Origin of the sequence: Moraxella cuniculi DSM 21768, from assembly GCF_900156515.1 — a bacterium.
Classification (GTDB): domain Bacteria; phylum Pseudomonadota; class Gammaproteobacteria; order Pseudomonadales; family Moraxellaceae; genus Moraxella; species Moraxella cuniculi.
The window spans coordinates 75,484-93,640 of record NZ_FTNU01000003.1 but is presented as its reverse complement, the minus strand read 5'-3'; the positions used below and the strand labels follow the sequence as shown (position 1 = coordinate 93,640).

The window sequence follows — 18,157 nt, the reverse complement described above, 5'->3', positions numbered from 1 at the left end:
GGCGTGGCTGTATTTTTGTGATACTCTTAGTGGTATTTGAGTAGGCATGATTTGCATGGCTATTTTATCAGCAGACAAAGACACAACAAGGAGCAAGCGATGTCAAAAAATAACAAATCACAAGCACCACACACAAAAAATCAGCACGATGAGCAAATGCAGGCTTTGGCACAAGAGGTTGCCGAGCATGATGATGTACAAATTGTCGCCGAGGTGAATATTGATAACAAAATCGTCTCTGATGTGCTGATTATCCGTGATAGTGAGGGCAATGAGACGGATAATTCAACACAGCAAGCCAAGCTGTCATCGCAAAATGCAGATGAGCAGCCAGCAGCTGAAGAGCCACTTGAAGCCATCAAGCAACAAGCACAAGACTTAACCGAACAAGCAACCAGCCTTGCCCAGTCGCATAAGCAGGCAGTGGCTGATGGGGCAGATGAGCTTTTAAAGACCGCCAAAGAGGGGATTGATGAGCTAAAACAAAATGCCGAGCGTGCACAAGAAACGGTTGCAAATAAGGTACAGCAATTGACAGAACAGGCAGAAAATCAAGCCAAGCAGCTAAAAACACAGCTACAGCAGACCAAGGCGGATTTGTTGCACGCTGGCGATGAGCTAAAACAACAAGTCAGCGAAACGATAGACACGGCTCGCACCGAGACAGAAGCGGCCGTTTTGACAGGGTCGGTGGCAGTGCATGACAAAGTGGCAGCAACCAAAGACAAATTACAAACCTTGCTTGAGCAGGGCAAATCAACTTTGGAGCTAAAAGTGCAGGCACTTGACGAAAAATATGGTGCCAGCGAAAAACTTGCCGAGCTTGGTGAGTCGGTTACGCTTGCCAGCGAATCGGTTAAGCAAGAAGCACAAGCGTGGCAGACTTCTGCCGAACAGTCGCTACAAGCTGCCAAGCAAGCAGGCGAGGCGTATGATAAGACGCACAAGCAGACAGGCATGGCAACAAAACTGGGTAAATTGGGTGCGTATTTGGCGGCTGCCTATGGTGCCAATCAGGCAAAAAATAAGCAATATCAAGCGGTTAATCTACAGCAGGACAGCTTTGCCAAAGATGCGTTTCATGAACAAAGCTCACAAGTGGCGAATTATTTGTTCGGTGCCAAAGCAGCGACCGCACAGAATTTCGCCAATAAATTTATCCCAGCAGGTCGGCTTGAGACGCTAAGCGAGGCGGTTTATCAGAAAGTTGCCCAGTGGGCGGATGCATGGGCAATGAAAGATTTGCAACAAGATGCACGATTTGCCATCGTTGAAACGCTAAGTGATGACGAAAAAGAGCGTTTTGTGCAGGATATTGCCCATCAAAATCGTGCTTTGGCAGTTCTTGGTGGCGTTGCAGGGCTGGCAGGTTTAAAGGGCGTGCTGGCAGATATGGCATGGCTACTTATGGTATCACTAAAAACGGTATACCAAGTGGCGGCAATTTATGGCAAGCCTTTGCAAGGCAAACAGGGTATTAAGCAGGTCTATGGTATCTTGGCGGGGGCAAATTTAGAAAAATTGCAAGAAAAGCAAGTGATTTTGACCGCTTTGGCACTGGGTAGCACCATGTTGGCCAATGCCCAACAAACAGGTGTCAAGCAGCAATTGACTGCTTTGGCAAATCGTTATCGCGAAAGCCAGCCCTATGCCAAACAATTTGTTGATTTGGACAAGCTAAACCCAAGTTGGCTGCATAAATTACTGCCCATCGGCTCGGTGGCAGTCGGTGCGTATTATAACAATCAATTGATTGATGAGGTAATTGGCACGGCACTGGCAACTTTTACCGATGGTAGTGGCGAGATTGCCTTGCTTGAAGCAAGTATGACAGAAAAAACCCAAGAATAGCAGGATTAAGCTGTTTAAGAATTGGGGCGGTTTATTTGTTGCTGTCCCAATCATAATAGCTTAAAGCCAAGAAGGATTTGCATGACAGTATGCTGTTTTGATAGGGAAAATCAATGAATTTTGTGCAAATATCTTGCAGTTTTGTTGATTTGGCTCTATAATATATTGCCCCAAAAAGGGGATTTGCGTTATTGGGTATAGTTACCCAATGGCGAATTTTTAACAACAACGGGAGAGAATTGCCCTATGGCAACTACAAACCAGCTAATCCGCAAGGGTCGCACAACGATTAAGGAAAAGTCAAAAGTTCCTGCGTTGCAAGCATGCCCACAGCGTCGTGGCGTGTGTACTCGTGTTTACACCACCACGCCAAAAAAACCAAACTCAGCCATGCGTAAAGTATGCCGTGTGCGTCTAACTTCAGGTTATGAAGTATCAAGCTACATCGGCGGTGAAGGTCATAACCTTCAAGAGCATAGCGTTGTGCTTATCCGTGGCGGTCGTGTAAAAGACCTACCAGGTGTGCGTTACCACACTGTGCGTGGTGCACTTGACTGTGCAGGCGTGAAAGACCGCAAACAAGGCCGTTCTAAATACGGTGCTAAGCGTCCTAAGGCATAAGCCTAAGACATCATTTGCATGAAAGGGTTTGGTGTGTCAAACCCAAGTCGTGCAGTAAGGCTGGTTAGGCAACTAACCTTACCTATACCAGACAATCCTGAAGAACAAGGAAATTTATTATGCCAAGACGTCGTGTCGTCGCTGCCCGTGAAATCCTACCAGATCCAAAATTCGGCAGCCAAACAATCGCTAAATTCATTAACCATGTGATGGTTGATGGCAAAAAATCAGTCGCAGAAAAAATTGTTTATGGTGCATTAGAAGCAGTAGCCACCAAGAAAAACATCGAAGATCCTGTGGCTTTCTTTGAAGCAGTGCTAGAAAATGTACGCCCAACCGTTGAAGTAAAAGCTCGCCGTGTTGGTGGTGCAACCTACCAAGTGCCAATGGAAGTACGCCCATCCCGTCGTACCGCTTTGGCAATGCGTTGGTTGGCCGATGCTGCTTCTAAGCGTTCTGAAAAATCAATGGCACTACGCCTAGCAGGCGAGCTAAATGATGCTTCAGAAGGCAAAGGTGCGGCAATCAAGAAGCGTGATGATGTGCATCGTATGGCTGATGCCAACAAAGCATTCTCGCACTATCGCTTCTAATTGGCAGAACAAGGATTGGTTAATCCACTGTCAAATATTGCGATTGTTTTTGGGATATTCCCAAACAATACTCAAAAATCTGCCTGACTGCAGCAATGACGGTCGGCAGATTTACCCAATTAAACAGAATTTTTCTAGGAAAAATTATGGCTCGTTCAACCCCTATTAGCCGTTACCGCAATATTGGTATCTCGGCACATATTGACGCTGGTAAGACTACTACTTCTGAGCGTATTTTGTTCTACACAGGTGTATCGCACAAAATCGGTGAGGTGCATGATGGTGCTGCTACCATGGACTGGATGGAGCAAGAGCAAGAGCGTGGTATTACCATTACTTCTGCTGCGACCACAGCGTTTTGGTCTGGCATGGGCAATCAGTTCCAAGAGCATCGTATCAATGTTATCGACACCCCAGGCCACGTAGACTTTACCGTTGAGGTTGAGCGTTCTATGCGTGTACTTGATGGTGCGTGCATGGTTTATTGTGCGGTTGGTGGCGTACAGCCACAATCTGAAACCGTATGGCGTCAGGCGAACAAATATAAAGTGCCACGCCTTGCCTTTGTAAACAAAATGGACCGTACAGGTGCAAACTTCTTCCGCGTTGTTGAGCAAATGAAAACTCGACTTGGCGGCAACCCTGTACCTATCGTAATCCCAGTAGGTGCCGAAGAGACCTTCACTGGCGTGGTTGATTTGATCGAAATGAAATCAATCATCTGGGACGAGCCATCACAAGGCATGAAGTTTGAATATGGTGAAATCCCTGCTGAACTGGTTGATACAGCTAATGAATGGCGTACCAACATGGTTGAAGCTGCTGCCGAAGCCTCAGAAGAATTGATGGACAAGTACCTAGAAGATGGCGATTTGTCAAAAGAAGACATCGTCAAGGGCTTGCGTATCCGTACTCTGGCAAGTGAAATTCAGCCAATGCTATGTGGTTCTGCCTTTAAGAACAAAGGCGTACAGCGTATGCTAGATGCTGTTATTGAGTTCTTGCCAGCACCAAACGATGTTGAGGCAATCAAAGGTATTTTGGACGACAAAGACGAGACCGAAGATTCTCGTGAAGCGTCTGATGAAGCACCATTCTCTGCACTTGCGTTCAAGATTATGAACGACAAATATGTTGGTAACTTGACTTTCGTTCGTGTATATTCAGGTGTGGTAAAACAAGGCGACAGCGTTTATAACCCTGTAAAAATGAAGCGTGAGCGTATCGGTCGTATCGTACAGATGCACGCCAACGAACAAAAAGAAGTTGAAGAAATCCGTGCGGGTGATATTGCTGCCTTGGTGGGTATGAAAGATGTAACCACAGGTGATACCCTGTGTGATAACGATCATGTCATCACGCTTGAGCGTATGGAATTCCCAGAGCCTGTGATTTCATTGGCAGTTGAGCCAAAGACCAAAGCAGACCAAGAAAAAATGTCTATCGCTTTGGGTCGTTTGGCAAAAGAAGACCCATCATTCCGTGTTCGCACTGATGAAGAGTCAGGACAAACCATCATTTCAGGTATGGGTGAATTGCACCTTGACATTATCGTTGATCGTATGAAGCGTGAGTTCAATGTTGAGGCGAATATTGGTGCACCTCAAGTTGCTTATCGTGAAACTATTCGTTCATCAGTTGAGGTTGAAGGTAAATTCGTTCGCCAAACTGGTGGCCGTGGTAAGTTCGGTCATGTATGGCTACGCCTAGAGCCACTTGACCCAACAGGTGATGTTGAGTACGAATTTGCCGAAGAAATCGTTGGTGGTGTTGTACCAAAAGAATACCATGCCGCTGTTGATAAAGGTATCCAAGAACGCATGAAAAATGGCGTTATCGCAGGCTATCCAGTTGTTGGCGTAAAGGCAACCCTGTACGATGGTTCATACCACGATGTTGACTCTGACGAATTGTCATTTAAGATGGCAGGTTCTATGGCATTCAAAAAAGGTTTCTTGCAAGCAAGTCCAGCTCTGCTTGAGCCTATCATGAAAGTTGAAGTAGAAACTCCAGAAGACTACATGGGTGATATCATGGGCGACTTGAACCGTCGTCGTGGTATGGTTCAAGGTATGGACGATCTACCTGGTGGTACTAAGTCAATCCGTGCCGAAGTACCGCTGGCAGAGATGTTTGGTTATGCAACCCAAATGCGTTCTATGTCGCAAGGTCGTGCAACTTACTCAATGGAATTCTTGAAATATCAAGAAACACCTAAGAATGTTGCTGACGAGATTATTAAGAAATTCACCGCCAAAGATGATGACGAATAAGTCATTATCAATCGGTTGATTGACAACAATGCTACTTTTTTGTTGTTGTAATAGATGAACAGATGGGTAGCATTGTCATAGATTTATTATCCTATGCATGGGAGTATTCCCATTTGCATCACAAAACGAGGAAACCATCATGGCAAAGGCCAAGTTTGAGCGTGTAAAACCACACGTAAACGTTGGTACCATCGGTCACGTTGACCATGGTAAAACCACTCTAACCGCTGCTATCGCAACCGTTGCTGCTAAGCATCACGGTGGTGAAGCAAAAGACTACGCTGCTATTGACTCAGCTCCTGAAGAAAAAGCGCGTGGTATTACCATTAACACTTCTCACATTGAGTACGACACTGCAAACCGCCACTACGCACACGTAGACTGCCCAGGCCATGCTGACTATGTTAAAAACATGATCACTGGTGCAGCTCAGATGGACGGTGCTATCTTGGTTGTATCAGCAACTGACGGCCCAATGCCACAAACTCGTGAGCACATCCTACTATCTCGTCAGGTTGGTGTACCATACATCATGGTATTCATGAACAAGTGCGACATGGTAGATGACGAAGAGCTACTAGAGTTGGTTGAAATGGAAGTGCGTGAGCTACTATCAGACTACGACTTCCCAGGTGATGACACCCCAATCATCAAAGGTTCTGCCCTAGAAGCCCTAAACGGTGCTGACAGCAAATACGGTGAGCCTGCAGTTTTGGAACTGCTAGACACTCTAGACAGCTATATCCCAGAGCCTGAGCGTGATATCGATAAGTCATTCCTAATGCCAATCGAAGATGTATTCTCAATCTCAGGTCGTGGTACTGTAGTAACTGGCCGTGTAGAATCAGGCATCATCAAAGTTGGTGACGAAATCGAAATCATCGGTATCAAACCAACTGCAAAAACTACCTGTACTGGTGTTGAAATGTTCCGCAAATTGCTAGACGAAGGTCGTGCAGGTGAGAACTGTGGTATCCTACTTCGTGGTACTAAGCGTGAAGAAGTTCAGCGTGGTCAAGTACTTGCTAAGCCAGGTTCAATCACACCACACACCAAGTTTGATGCAGAAGTGTATGTACTATCAAAAGAAGAAGGTGGTCGCCACACGCCATTCCTAAATGGCTATCGCCCACAATTCTACTTCCGTACCACTGACGTAACTGGTGCCATCACTCTACAAGAAGGCACAGAAATGGTTATGCCAGGCGATAATGTTGAGATGAGCGTTGAGCTAATCCACCCAATCGCTATGGACAAAGGTCTACGCTTCGCTATCCGTGAAGGCGGCCGTACCGTAGGTGCTGGTGTTGTTGCTACTGTTAAAGACTAATCACAACACCTTATAAAGCAAGCTCCTTTTGGGGCTTGTTTTTTTGGCTTGGAGTAATAATTAATATTATATATAATTATTTTTTATAAAATATAATGAAATATTATTAATTGCAACTGTTGATAAATTTTACTTTCAAGACTCAAGAGTCTTGTAATTGCTTTTTGGGCTAATTATCAAAACTTCTTAAGTTTGTTGGGGTGATTTGCACGATTATAAATCTGGACAATGTATTATCAAAATCATCAGCTGCCAAAATAACAATGCCACTGATATCAGACAGTGGCATTTGCTTTGCTGTTTGTTAACTCAAGGCATCTAGGTATTTTTCGGCATCTAGGGCAGCCATACAGCCTGTGCCAGCTGAGGTGATGGCTTGGCGATAGACATGGTCGGCTACATCGCCAGCGGCGAACACACCTGCGATATTGGTGGCGGTTGCATTGCCATCAAGTCCGCTATTAACAACGATATAGCCATCTTTCATGGTGAGCTGGCCATCAAATAATGCAGTATTTGGCTTGTGCCCAATAGCAACAAACATACCCATCACATCAAGGGTCTTTTCACTGTTGTCGATTGTTGAGGTGATTTTTATGCCAGTTACACCCATTTCATCGCCAAGCACTTCTTTGACTTCATGGTTCCACTCTATGCTGATATTGCCCTGTTTTACTTTTTCGAACAGTTGATCTTGTAGGATTTTTTCGGCACGCAGACCATCACGGCGATGCACCAAAGTTACATGACTTGCAATATTGGAGAGATACAGGGCTTCTTCGACAGCAGTATTACCACCACCGATGACAGCAACTTTTTGATTTTTATAAAAAAATCCATCACAAGTCGCACAGGCTGAGACACCTTGACCCATGAATTTTTGTTCAGAATCCAGACCTAGATATTGGGCAGTGGCACCTGTGGCAATGATGAGAGCGTCGCAGGTATAGGTGCCGCTATCGCCTGTTAGCACAAAAGGGCGAGTCTGTAAATCGGCATGAGTGATGTTGTCGTAGATGAGCGTTGTGCCAAAGCGTTCGGCGTGTTCTTTCATGCGATCCATCAGTCCATTGCCAGTCAGACCATGGGCATCACCAGGCCAGTTGTCCACTTCGGTGGTGGTGGTGAGCTGCCCACCGACTTGCAGACCTGTGATGATGACAGGTTTTAGATTGGCACGAGCGGCATAGACGGCGGCAGAATAGCCTGCAGGACCTGAGCCTAAGATGATGAGTTGATGATGGGCTGACATAGCAATTCCTTGGATAAAAATATAAGGCATATATAAGGTGTGATTGGTAAATTGCAAGTGCCACACCAACCAAACCGATAAGTTATCACAAACTCACTAAAAATAACAAGCCATCAATACAGTCAAGTCGCAATATCATGACAATGACACTGTTTGAAAGATTCTATTCATAAACTTAGCCTGCCTACGAAAAAGCTGGCTGTTGATACTGCATTGATAAGCCTATTGCAAACAATCTGTTGTGGTAGATTGCTTCAATAACTATTAGTTTGGTTTTTGGCTTGTTGGTTGCAACTATGGCATCTTTATTCTTTGGAGCAAAAACATAAAGACAAGAAGCGTTGCCCTTAAACTTACTTTTGACAAGGCAAAGATGGGAGGGTTGTTTTTGTGTTGGCTTGGTTCTTTGATGAATAATTCACGATGGCAGGGTTTGGCAAAGGTGGATTTGTATGACGAATGAAAAACTGCCCAAATCACAGACTTGGGCAGCTTGGCTGTATTAATCCAAAAAGGCGAAGTGGTCAATTTGCATTTGCATCATCACCTCGCTTGGTGCAGTCATGCTTTCGGCATGAGCCGAACTTCTTGGTAGGATTTTTTCAAAATAAAATTCGGCAGTTTGTGTTTTGGCAAGATAAAATTCTTTGGGCTGTTCGCCACCATTTTTAAGCTTATCAAAAGACACCGCTGCCATACGAGCCCAGTGATATGCCATCATCACATAACCTGAGTACATCAAAAAGTCATCACAGGCAGCCGAGACAATATCACGATCTTTGCGTGCGGTTAGCAATAGGCGGGCGGTGAGCATGTTCCATTCGGCACACAGTTTGGTCAAGCTCCAGACAAATTTACGCATATCTTTGTCAAGGGCGTATTCACCGCACCACTTCATGATGCCAGCGGTATAATCACGGATTGCTTTGCCACCACCTTGCAGCAGCACTTTGCGACCCAATAAATCCAACGCCTGTACGCCTGTGGTGCCTTCGTATAAGGTTGCAATGCGAGCATCGCGGGCAATCAGTTCCATGCCTGATTCTTTGATGTATCCATGCCCACCATAGATTTGCTGACCGTGCTTGGCGGACTCAATGCCCAATTCGGTCAAAAAGCCCTTTAAGATCGGGGTAAAGAAACCGATTTTGTCGTCCCATTTTTTGATTTCTGCTTCATCGCCTTGTGCTACGGCTTCGGCAAGTTTATCTGCATAGCGGGCGGTGTGATAAATCATTGAACGAGCACCTTCGGCAAATGCCTTTTGGGTAAGCAGCATACGGCGAACATCAGCATGATGAATGATGGCATCAGCAGGTTGGTCTGGTTCTTTTGTGCCACTTAAGGCACGCATTGAGCGGCGTTCTTTGGCATAGGGCAGGGCATTTTGAAAAGCAAGTTCCATATGAGCCAAGCCCTGGATACCCGTACCAATACGAGCCGTGTTCATATAAGTAAACATGGCTTTTAGCCCTTTGTTTGGTTCACCAAGCAAAAATCCTGTAGCACCGTCAAAGTTAATCACGCAAGTGGCTGATGAGCTGATGCCCATTTTATGCTCAATAGAGCCACAAGCAACTTGGTTGCGTTCTCCGACTTCGCCTGTGGCAGTTGGTAAGAATTTTGGCACAATAAATAGCGAAATGCCCTTGGTGCCAGCAGGTGCATCAGGCAATCGTGCCAAGACAACATGCACAATGTTCTCAGTTAGGTCATGCTCGCCTGCCGAGATGAAGATTTTGCTGCCCGTGATGGCGTAGCTGCCATCGTCATTTGGTACGGCACGGGTTTTCATTTGGTTCAAATCTGTGCCACATTGTGCTTCAGTTAGGCACATTGTGCCAGACCATTCGCCAGAGACAAGTTTGGGTAGGTAGGTGTTTTTTTGCTGTTCATCACCATATTGCATGATGGTATTGACCGAGCCGATGGTCAGACCAGGGTACATTGCCCATGGCCAGTTTGCTGTTCCCATCATTTCGGATTTGATGAGATTAAGCGACATTGGCAGGTTCATGCCGCCATAGTTTTCAGGGTAGCTGATGCCTTGCCAGCCGCCTTCGACAAATTGCTGATAAGCCTCTTTAAACCCTGTTGGTGTGGTTACTTTGCCATCTTGAAAATAACAACCCTCAGCATCGGCAGGTTGGTACAGTGGTGATAGTACATTTTCGGCAAAGTCGGCAAAACCCTGCAAAATCATTTCAACCGTTTCGGCATCGGCAGCTGAGCCGTTGTTTAAGGTTTGATAATGACTTTGATAATCAAACATTTCATTCATCAAAAACTTCATGTCGCGTAGCGGTGCTTTGTAGGTTAGCATGATTTTTTCCTTTGCTGTTTGTTGATATAAAAGTTTGCCAATTTGCCAAAACTTGTCCTTACTATACAGAGATTTTTGCTTTTGGGAAAGGGTTGCGGATTATTAATAACTTATTTTCATACAAATCATGTTTTGTGATAATTTTTGGTTATAAAAAAGCGTCCGCCGAAGCAGACGCAGGTATTGCTGTTTGTGTGTTTGGCTTGGTTATAATTTACAAGCACCGCCTTCGCAGCCATCGTCATTGCTGCTATCTACGCCACCTTCGACTGCCATGCCGTCAAAGTCATTAAATAAATCATCCAAATTGTCAAAATCCAGCCCATCGGCTGCCAGTGTGGTGTCGCTCATGATGTCTCCTAATGGGATTTGCTTGTAAAATAAAAAGGTTGTATGATGCCCATACAGCGGTGTTAAAAGGCGAGCAATTATGAAACAAGTAATTTTAAATTATCAAATGCTTCATAAGGCTCTAATGTTTTGATATTTTTTTCAGCAAAATTAGACATATACCACTCATCAACAATGGGGTTTTGCTCTAAATCTGCCAAAAACTCATTGAATTTTGCAAAAAACATAATTAATTTTCAAACTTAAAATCAGTCTTTGTTCATTTCTGCTTACAACTGTATTTTATTTTGAAATAAAAATTGTATTGATACCAATGAAAAAATGGGCAAGCATCGCTTCATGGTGTATACTCATGCTATTGGTTTTTTGCCATGATATCGTATCTTAGCCAAGGGATTTTTAGGGCAAGGTGATTTTATCCAAATCAAGCATCTTGCCTGTCCACAGTTCAAAAGACAGCTTGGCTTGCTGAATCAACATACCAAATCCATCAAAAGTTGCCGCCCCTTGATGCTGAAAATGTGCCAAAAATTCTGATGGCTTGCCATACATCATATCATAGGCAGCACTGGCTTGGCAATTGCCCAATGTCAATGTCTGACCTGTTGTGGTGGCTGATGTGGCATTGATAATAAGGTCATAGCGTGCCGTTGTCAAGTCTGACAATGGGCGTGCTGATAAGGCGGGGTGATTGAATTGCTCAAGCAGCTGCCGAGCCTTATCAATGGTGCGATTATAAATATCCAGCGAGCAACCTGTGGATAATAGTGGCAAAATCGCCCCACGAGTCGCTCCACCTGCCCCAATGATGGCGACTTTTTTATTTGCCAAAGTGATTCCATGTGCTTGCAAATCGGCAACCAAGCCACGACCGTCAGTATTATCGCCATACAATTTGCCGTTTTTTATCATCAGGGTATTGACCGCTCCAGCATGGCGTGCATCATCGCTGATTTCGCCTTGTGATTGTACCAGCTGATGTGCCATTTGTTTAAATGGTAAAGTAACATTTGCCCCCTTACCACCCCCTGCAAAAAATGCTAAAACAACAGCGACAAAACTGTCAAAATTATCAGGACAAAGCTGTCTTTGATAGCAGATGGGCAGCCCAACACTGGCAGCGAAGGCGTGATGAATTTCTGGGCTTTTTGAGTGATTGATGGGGTTGCCAATGACGATAAAATGTTGCATGAGAGTTCCAGATAACCAAGCATCACCAGCGTGGCGAATGCTTTTAAAAATAAAGCAGTGTGCTAATTTTAGCAAAAAATCAAGCAAATGGGTGCTGATTGTTGTTATTTTATGCTACAATCATCAAAAAATATCTTACTGATTCGCTATGACAAATCTCACCAAAAACTCCTCTCATAAATCATGGTTATATCGCCGTCAGTTTTGGCTGCTTGCAGCGTTGTTGTTGGCGGTGGTTTTGGTGTTGTTTTTGACATTTCGTCCTGTGGGCAATGAGCAACTGGTTCAGGACGATGGCGAGAAAAAAATCTACAAAGCGGTGGTTTATGACACCAAGAATTGGCAAGTGGCAGGAGCAACAGCCACAGATATCACAAGTCTAAAGTCATACATTGGCAGTACCGCAACCCAAGAAGAAACGCTGGATTTTTATGGCAAACCTGCCTCAAGTTTTCGCTACAGTGCCGCCCATGAGCCACCTTTGTATGTGGTTGAATCCGATGGTTTGCTAGAGCTGGTTTGGTACTATGCCGCCGCCAGTGATAATGAGCCAACTAAGTCATCTTCGCTTAATTTTGCCAAGCGAGCTTATTTAATGATGAGTGCCGCCGATGCCAAAAAGGGGACGAATATCGTTCATCAGATACTGCAAGGAGTGCCAATGGCAGAGCAGACTGTTGGTGCGTTTGAACTACTAAATGCCCAGTGCCAAGATTATCGTTGCCAGATTGTCTTAAGACAACGCTGAGTTGTTGATGGGTCAAATTTTCAAAATAAATAATCATGCAAGATAAGGGCAAAGCTGTGCCCATGCGTGATTTGATTTTTGTTGATTAATTATGGACAAAATACAATTTTATCAATGGAATCATGCCACTTTGGATAAGTGTGATGACCGCATGGACGAGCGAGCATTTGCCTTTGGCGATGGTTTTTTTAGCACAATGGGCGTGTTTGCTGGGCAGATTATCGCCTTGGATTTTCATCATCAGCGTATCAATCAGGGCTTGGCGGCTTTTGCTTTGCAATTGGATGTTGCGTTGTTGTTTGCTAAGCTTCGCCATTTGGCAACCAAAGTGCAGCAGGGCATCATAAAAATCATCATCACCCGCCAAAAACAAACTCTGCGTGGCTATGGCTTTGTTGATGATGGCAACAATAAGGCACAAGTTTATCTAAAAACTTCGCCCATCAACACAAGTTTTGCCACAGAATTTATCCAAGATATACCAGTGCAAGCACCGATTCGCGTCATCACGCTGGGCAGTCAGCTCGCCCATCGTCCCAGTCGCTTAGCAGGATTAAAGCTCATCGGTTGCACTGAGCAAGTGCTGGCACACGCAGAACTTTTGGCAAAGCAGGCGTTCGATGCCAGTATTGATGATGGGCTGGTTGCCAATGTGCATGGCGAGTGGATTTGTGCTACGATGGGTAATATTTTTTATCAGCTGCCAGATGATATTTGGTACACGCCACCTGTGGATAAGTCAGGCGTGGCAGGGGTTATGCGTGCCAAAATCATGGCAAGCGGTATTTGTGGCGTAGTGCGTGAACGGGTGCTGACTGATGATGATTTGTTAAAAATCACACGACTTTTTATCACCAATGCGGTGCGAGGCATTACGCCAGTGGCAGAATTTAATATCGCTGACTTTGGTGATGACAAGCAGCGGTTATTAGAACCTATTTTTACACGCGATTGTTTTGATCAGTGTTAAAATTAGCTGTATAAATCAGGCTTAAACTTACGGCAATCAATTTTTGATTGTGGTTTATCATCAAGGTGTGTATAATTCCAAGCAAGAATACTTTTAGCCTTATCATCAGCAAGGGCATATCGTCTGTTATTTTGTATCCCATCGGGCGTGTTGGCTGATAAAATTCCCAAAAAAATCATTTTATTGGCGACAGATGTCATCACCATACTATCGCTTGTCTTACTGGTTATTATCACCGCATCGCAATATTTTAATTTTTTCTTGTATGTCTGTATGCTTGTCATCATTGCGATCGCTAATGAGTTTCGCTATACAGCAACCACCGCTTTTATCCCAGAGCTTGCCAGTTCAGATCAGCTGATAAGATACAATGGACTACAGCAAATTTTTCGTGGCATTTTAGTGATCGCAGGTCCAATTTTAGGGGCGGTTTCTTATGAGATGATCAATATTGGTTGTTCATTATTTTTATCCATGTTTATCCAATTGACTTCATTATTGATTTTATTAAAGATTCCATCAAACACCACAACTGCCGCCAAAACTGAGCAAAATCAGCAGGGTTATTACGAGGCTTTTTACTGGCTAAGATCCAGCAAGTTATTAAAAGTTTATTTATTTTCTTTTTGTGTCATCAACGTCATCTGTGTGTCGTATATGTCAATAATCACACCGTATATACTGGAAGCTTTTGATAAAAAACATTGGTGCTAAGCAGTGTTTTTCAGGGTTTGGGTTTACTGGCAGTTGGTCTGATTTTGGATAGATTGGCAAATTTTTGTGAAAATTTTTTATATCAAGGTTCTATTATAGCTACAGGCATATCCATGCTGCTTGTCGGCATATTGGGGAAATTTCTTTAATCTTCTTGGCTTTTTTGGTGGGGGTGGGCATTGGTGTCATGGCGGCAACCAACCAAACTGTTTGGCAAAAGCACACACCACTTCGCCTACAAGGCAGAATGGTTGCCATCAGAACGCTTGGTTTGTATCTATTTACCCCTGCTTTTGTTTACATGACGCTTCCTTTTACTACACACATCTCTGGCAGGGTATTTTCTTATACTGGCGGCTATGCACCGCTGGGTATCACAATATCTGTTTTGGGCATATTGCTTTTATTGACCGCTGTTGTTGTTCATATGAGGGTGAGAAAATATGCTTTGTAAATCATTGCCTGAAGTGATGGCTTATCAAAATGACAAACTGGTTCGGCTATATTGTAAACGCAAAATATCCGCCAAAAACAAGGCTTGTTTTTATTTGATGAGTTAAAAAATCACCATGGTTTTTGGCGCAATCAGATGCAAAGTTTTGATTATTGGTATTGATGAATCGGTTGGCGGTTTACAATTTTTTAACGCATTATTGCGACATTGATTGGCTTTTTGTCATCAAACTTTGCTAAAATGGGCAAAATTTGATTTTTATTAGACTATGACAAAACGCAACAAAACCCAAGCAACAAAATCCAAACGAAACAACAAGCGTCAGCGATCTGGACGATCATCGCTGGCAGTGGCTGTGTCAATCATAACAGTTATCTTATTGGTCGTGGCGGCGGCTTGTTATCAGACGATTTATGCCAAATCAAGCCGACCTGCACAGACGATAACAGTGGATAAAGGTGATTCTTATCACGGTCTTTTGGTTACGCGTTTGTGGTCAGATCAGCCACTGGCGAGTCGCTGGATTGCTAGAGCTTATGTGGCATTGATGGCAAACAAGCCATTGCAAGCAGGCGGCTATCAAATACCCAGTCAGGCAAGTTTGGCACAGGTGGTGCGTATTTTTGACGAGGGGGCAAAGGTGAGCCAATTTAGCCTGCGTATCATCGAGGGCAAGACGGTAAAAGATTTATATCAATTGCTCAAAAATACCGATGGTGTGGTATTGACCGTGCTGACACCGCCTGCTGATGGTTATGCGTGGACAGATGTCATGCGTGATAACGAAGCAGTTGCCAAAGCGTTAAATATCCAAACGCCCAATGGTAATTTGGAGGGGTGGTTTGCTCCCAATACTTATCAATTTGCCAAAGGCACAACCGATATTGCAATCTTGGAGCGACTGTATCAAAGCCAGCAAAAAATCTTGGAGCAGGCATGGGCACAGCGAGCGGATAATCTGCCTTACAAAACGCCTTATGAAGCACTGATTATGGCAAGCATTATCGAAAAAGAAACAGGAATAAAATCCGAACGCAATCTGGTTGCGGCTGTGTTCGTCAATCGCTTGCGTCAAGGCATGAGATTGCAGACAGACCCAACCATCATTTATGGGTTATTTGATCGATATGATGGCAAGATTTATCGCAGTAATATTGCCGAAAAAACCGAGTACAATACTTATCAAATTGATGGGCTGCCACCGACACCAATTGCTCTGCCGTCAGCCGAAGCAATTTTGGCAACCATGCACCCTAAGGACAGCGATGCGTTGTTTTTTGTTGCCACAGGCAAGGGTGGGCATAAATTCAGTCGCACTTATCAAGAGCATCAACAAGCAGTGGCACAGTATCGAGCAACCATTGCAAAAAAACCAAACTGACAAATAAAACCAATCAATACAGGCGAGATAACGATGGGCATGGGGCGATTTATCAGCTTTGAGGGAACAGAAGGTGTGGGCAAGACCACTGCCATAGAGGGCTTATGCCACAGGCTAACAAGCCAAGGCATTCAGGTGGTGCGCACCAGAGAACCGGGTGGTAGCGAGCTTGCCGAGCGGGTGCGTGAGCTGTTTTTAAACCCCGATAACCACATTGATGCCAACACGGAGATTTTGCTGATGTTTGCGGCACGAGCCGATCATCTGCACCAAACCATTTTGCCTGCCTTGAAACTGGGTCATTGGGTGGTGTGCGATAGGTTTTTTGACAGCACAGTGGCGTATCAGGGTTTTGGGCGTTATAAGGGCGACAGATCGGCATTGGCAAAGATTGAGTCATTGATTGAGCAATTTGTCCCTGTGGTACCTGATGTAACTTTATGGCTGGATTTGGATATTGCAACAGGTATGCAGCGTGCAGGCAAGCGTGCCGCTGCAGACAGGCTTGAGGCAAATGATTTGGCATTTTTTGAACGAGTATATCAGGGCTTGGCATATCAGCAGCAAAAATATCCAGAGCGAATTTATCGTATTGATGCCAGCGGCAGTGCTGATGAAGTGGCCACAAGAATTGATGCGGCACTGGGTCTTTGAGTTCTTTGGATTGTGTTGCCACAGTTTTTTGCCAAGACCGCTTTATCGCAACAAATATCAAAGCCGCAGATGGCAGAAAAATCAAAAATAACTATCAACAATCTCCGCTAATGTGGTAAACTAGCAAAAGATTATTCGGTTTTTGAGCGAATGCTGCCAAGACCATCATTTATCACGCAGATTTTTCAATATTTACCACTGATTCATCAGGGCTTGTTATGGCAGATGTACATCAAAATATCAAATCCAAGTTAAAAGGTGCAATTACCGCTTTGGTTACTCCAATGAAACCTGATGGTTCCGTGGATTATGACGCACTTGCCAAGCTGATTGACTGGCAGATTGCCGAGGGTATTCATGGCTTGGTTGCTGTTGGCACAACAGGCGAGGCGGCAACTTTGCCAATGCAAGAGCATATCAAAGTGTTGCGTTTTTTTGTTGAGCAAGTAGCCTCTCGCGTCCCTGTAATTGCAGGCACAGGGGCAAATTCTACGCATGAGGCGATTGAACTGACCGCCCATGCCAAAGAGGCAGGAGCGGACTGTGCTTTATTGGTTGTGCCTTATTATAACAAGCCAACCCAAGAGGGTATGTATCAGCATTTTAAGGCAGTTGCAACAGTGGTGGATATGCCGCAGATGCTCTATAATGTACCGGGGCGTACCGTGGTCGATATGTCCGAAGACACGGTTAATCGCTTGGCGGATTTGCCGAATATCATTGCCATTAAAGATGCCACAGGCGATATTGAGCGTGGCAAGCGGTTGATTGAGCGAGTTGGCGATCGTATCTTAGTATTTTCTGGCGATGATCCAACTGCCCTAACTTTAATGCATCATGGTGCAGTGGGGGATATTTCTGTCAGCTCAAATATTGCTCCTAAGGCAATGAGTCAAGTGTTTGAACTGGCATTGGCTGGCAAATTCACCGAAGCTGAAGCCATTCACCAGCAAATTGCCCATCTGCACCATGATTTATTTATTGAAACCAGTCCGCAACCTGTCAAATATGCTTTGCACAAAATGGGCAGAATTGATACAGGCATTCGTTTGCCTATGGTGTGGTTATCGCAAGAGTATCATGCTGCAATTGATGAAGCATTGCTAAAAGCAGGGCTGTTGTCGGCATAATGACAAAATTGATAATAATTGGGGATTTTATGAAAATTTTACACATGATTGCATTGACGGTGGCGGTTGCTACATTGACAGGCTGTGCAGCCACCAAAAGTGTGTTGGCAAAAAGAGACAATGGCAGCTTGGATTATCGCACTGCCAAGACACTTGACCCCATCAAGCTACCTGTCAATCAGCCAGCAGCTGAATTTATCCCCTTATACCAAACGCCAAAAGCAAACGGTGCTTTGCCAAATTTTGTTAATGAATCTGGCAAGCAATACCAGTTGCCCAGACCGCCTTCGGTTCGCTAATTAGTTGGCATTATTTACTTAC

General features: G+C 44.5%; 18 protein-coding genes. 13 read left to right on the top strand and 5 right to left on the bottom strand.

The window, feature by feature from the left end; all coding sequences use genetic code 11:
* Positions 1-99 precede the first annotated feature (99 nt).
* The 5 genes from BW928_RS03195 (at position 100) to tuf (ending at position 6,668) form a co-directional block, all read left to right on the top strand.
* A complete protein-coding gene (locus BW928_RS03195; protein ID WP_076554861.1) occupies positions 100-1,851 on the top strand; it encodes an EcsC family protein in 1,752 nt (583 codons plus the stop codon).
* A 246-nt stretch (positions 1,852-2,097) separates the two neighbouring features.
* Positions 2,098-2,472, top strand: coding sequence for a 30S ribosomal protein S12 (rpsL, locus tag BW928_RS03190; RefSeq protein WP_003656377.1), 375 nt, complete (start codon positions 2,098-2,100; stop codon positions 2,470-2,472).
* Between the two features lie 119 nt (positions 2,473-2,591).
* Positions 2,592-3,065: a 30S ribosomal protein S7 gene (gene rpsG / locus BW928_RS03185; protein ID WP_076554796.1), complete on the top strand. Its 474-nt coding sequence runs from the start codon at positions 2,592-2,594 to the stop codon at positions 3,063-3,065.
* A gap of 146 nt (positions 3,066-3,211) precedes the next feature.
* The gene (fusA, locus tag BW928_RS03180) at positions 3,212-5,338 is read left to right on the top strand and encodes an elongation factor G (protein WP_076554795.1); all 2,127 of its coding nucleotides are present in this window, start codon (positions 3,212-3,214) and stop codon (positions 5,336-5,338) included.
* Positions 5,339-5,477: 139 nt separating this feature from the next.
* Complete coding sequence (tuf, locus tag BW928_RS03175; RefSeq protein WP_076554779.1) at positions 5,478-6,668, top strand: elongation factor Tu; 1,191 nt, start codon at positions 5,478-5,480, stop codon at positions 6,666-6,668.
* Between the two features lie 304 nt (positions 6,669-6,972).
* On the opposite strand, the gene trxB is transcribed toward tuf, so the two are convergent.
* The 5 genes from trxB to aroE form a co-directional block, all read right to left on the bottom strand.
* Positions 6,973-7,920, bottom strand: a complete 948-nt coding sequence (gene trxB, locus BW928_RS03170) for a thioredoxin-disulfide reductase (protein ID WP_076554794.1) — start codon at positions 7,918-7,920, stop codon at positions 6,973-6,975.
* 502 nt (positions 7,921-8,422) lie between these two features.
* On the bottom strand, positions 8,423-10,243 hold the full coding sequence (locus tag BW928_RS03165) for an acyl-CoA dehydrogenase C-terminal domain-containing protein (protein ID WP_076554793.1): 1,821 nt from the start codon (positions 10,241-10,243) through the stop codon (positions 8,423-8,425).
* Between the two features lie 207 nt (positions 10,244-10,450).
* Entirely contained in the window at positions 10,451-10,594 is a 144-nt protein-coding gene (locus BW928_RS11820) for a hypothetical protein (RefSeq protein ID WP_169835314.1), read from the bottom strand.
* Positions 10,595-10,671: 77 nt separating this feature from the next.
* Positions 10,672-10,821 (bottom strand): hypothetical protein, encoded by a 150-nt coding sequence (locus BW928_RS11615; protein WP_158078465.1) that lies wholly within the window; start codon positions 10,819-10,821, stop codon positions 10,672-10,674.
* A 172-nt stretch (positions 10,822-10,993) separates the two neighbouring features.
* Complete coding sequence (aroE, locus tag BW928_RS03160) at positions 10,994-11,785, bottom strand: shikimate dehydrogenase (RefSeq protein WP_076554792.1); 792 nt, start codon at positions 11,783-11,785, stop codon at positions 10,994-10,996.
* 148 nt (positions 11,786-11,933) lie between these two features.
* Here aroE and BW928_RS03155 point away from each other — a divergent pair, with 148 nt between their 5' ends.
* The 8 genes from BW928_RS03155 (at position 11,934) to BW928_RS03120 (ending at position 18,135) form a co-directional block, all read left to right on the top strand.
* A complete protein-coding gene (locus BW928_RS03155; RefSeq protein ID WP_076554791.1) occupies positions 11,934-12,533 on the top strand; it encodes a hypothetical protein in 600 nt (199 codons plus the stop codon).
* 91 nt (positions 12,534-12,624) lie between these two features.
* Positions 12,625-13,503 carry an aminotransferase class IV gene (locus BW928_RS03150; RefSeq protein ID WP_076554790.1) on the top strand — a complete coding sequence of 293 codons (879 nt, stop codon included), beginning with the start codon at positions 12,625-12,627 and terminating at the stop codon, positions 13,501-13,503.
* Positions 13,504-13,590: 87 nt separating this feature from the next.
* On the top strand, positions 13,591-14,217 hold the full coding sequence (locus BW928_RS03145; RefSeq protein WP_078310383.1) for an MFS transporter: 627 nt from the start codon (positions 13,591-13,593) through the stop codon (positions 14,215-14,217).
* A gap of 187 nt (positions 14,218-14,404) precedes the next feature.
* Entirely contained in the window at positions 14,405-14,671 is a 267-nt protein-coding gene (locus tag BW928_RS03140) for a hypothetical protein (RefSeq protein ID WP_143821536.1), read from the top strand.
* Positions 14,672-14,939: 268 nt separating this feature from the next.
* Positions 14,940-16,052 carry an endolytic transglycosylase MltG gene (gene mltG / locus BW928_RS03135; RefSeq protein WP_076554787.1) on the top strand — a complete coding sequence of 371 codons (1,113 nt, stop codon included), beginning with the start codon at positions 14,940-14,942 and terminating at the stop codon, positions 16,050-16,052.
* Positions 16,053-16,085: 33 nt separating this feature from the next.
* Positions 16,086-16,706: a dTMP kinase gene (gene tmk / locus BW928_RS03130; protein ID WP_076554786.1), complete on the top strand. Its 621-nt coding sequence runs from the start codon at positions 16,086-16,088 to the stop codon at positions 16,704-16,706.
* Between the two features lie 218 nt (positions 16,707-16,924).
* Complete coding sequence (dapA, locus tag BW928_RS03125) at positions 16,925-17,836, top strand: 4-hydroxy-tetrahydrodipicolinate synthase (protein ID WP_076554785.1); 912 nt, start codon at positions 16,925-16,927, stop codon at positions 17,834-17,836.
* Between the two features lie 29 nt (positions 17,837-17,865).
* On the top strand, positions 17,866-18,135 hold the full coding sequence (locus BW928_RS03120) for a hypothetical protein (protein ID WP_076554784.1): 270 nt from the start codon (positions 17,866-17,868) through the stop codon (positions 18,133-18,135).
* The last annotated feature ends 22 nt before the right edge of the window (positions 18,136-18,157 follow it).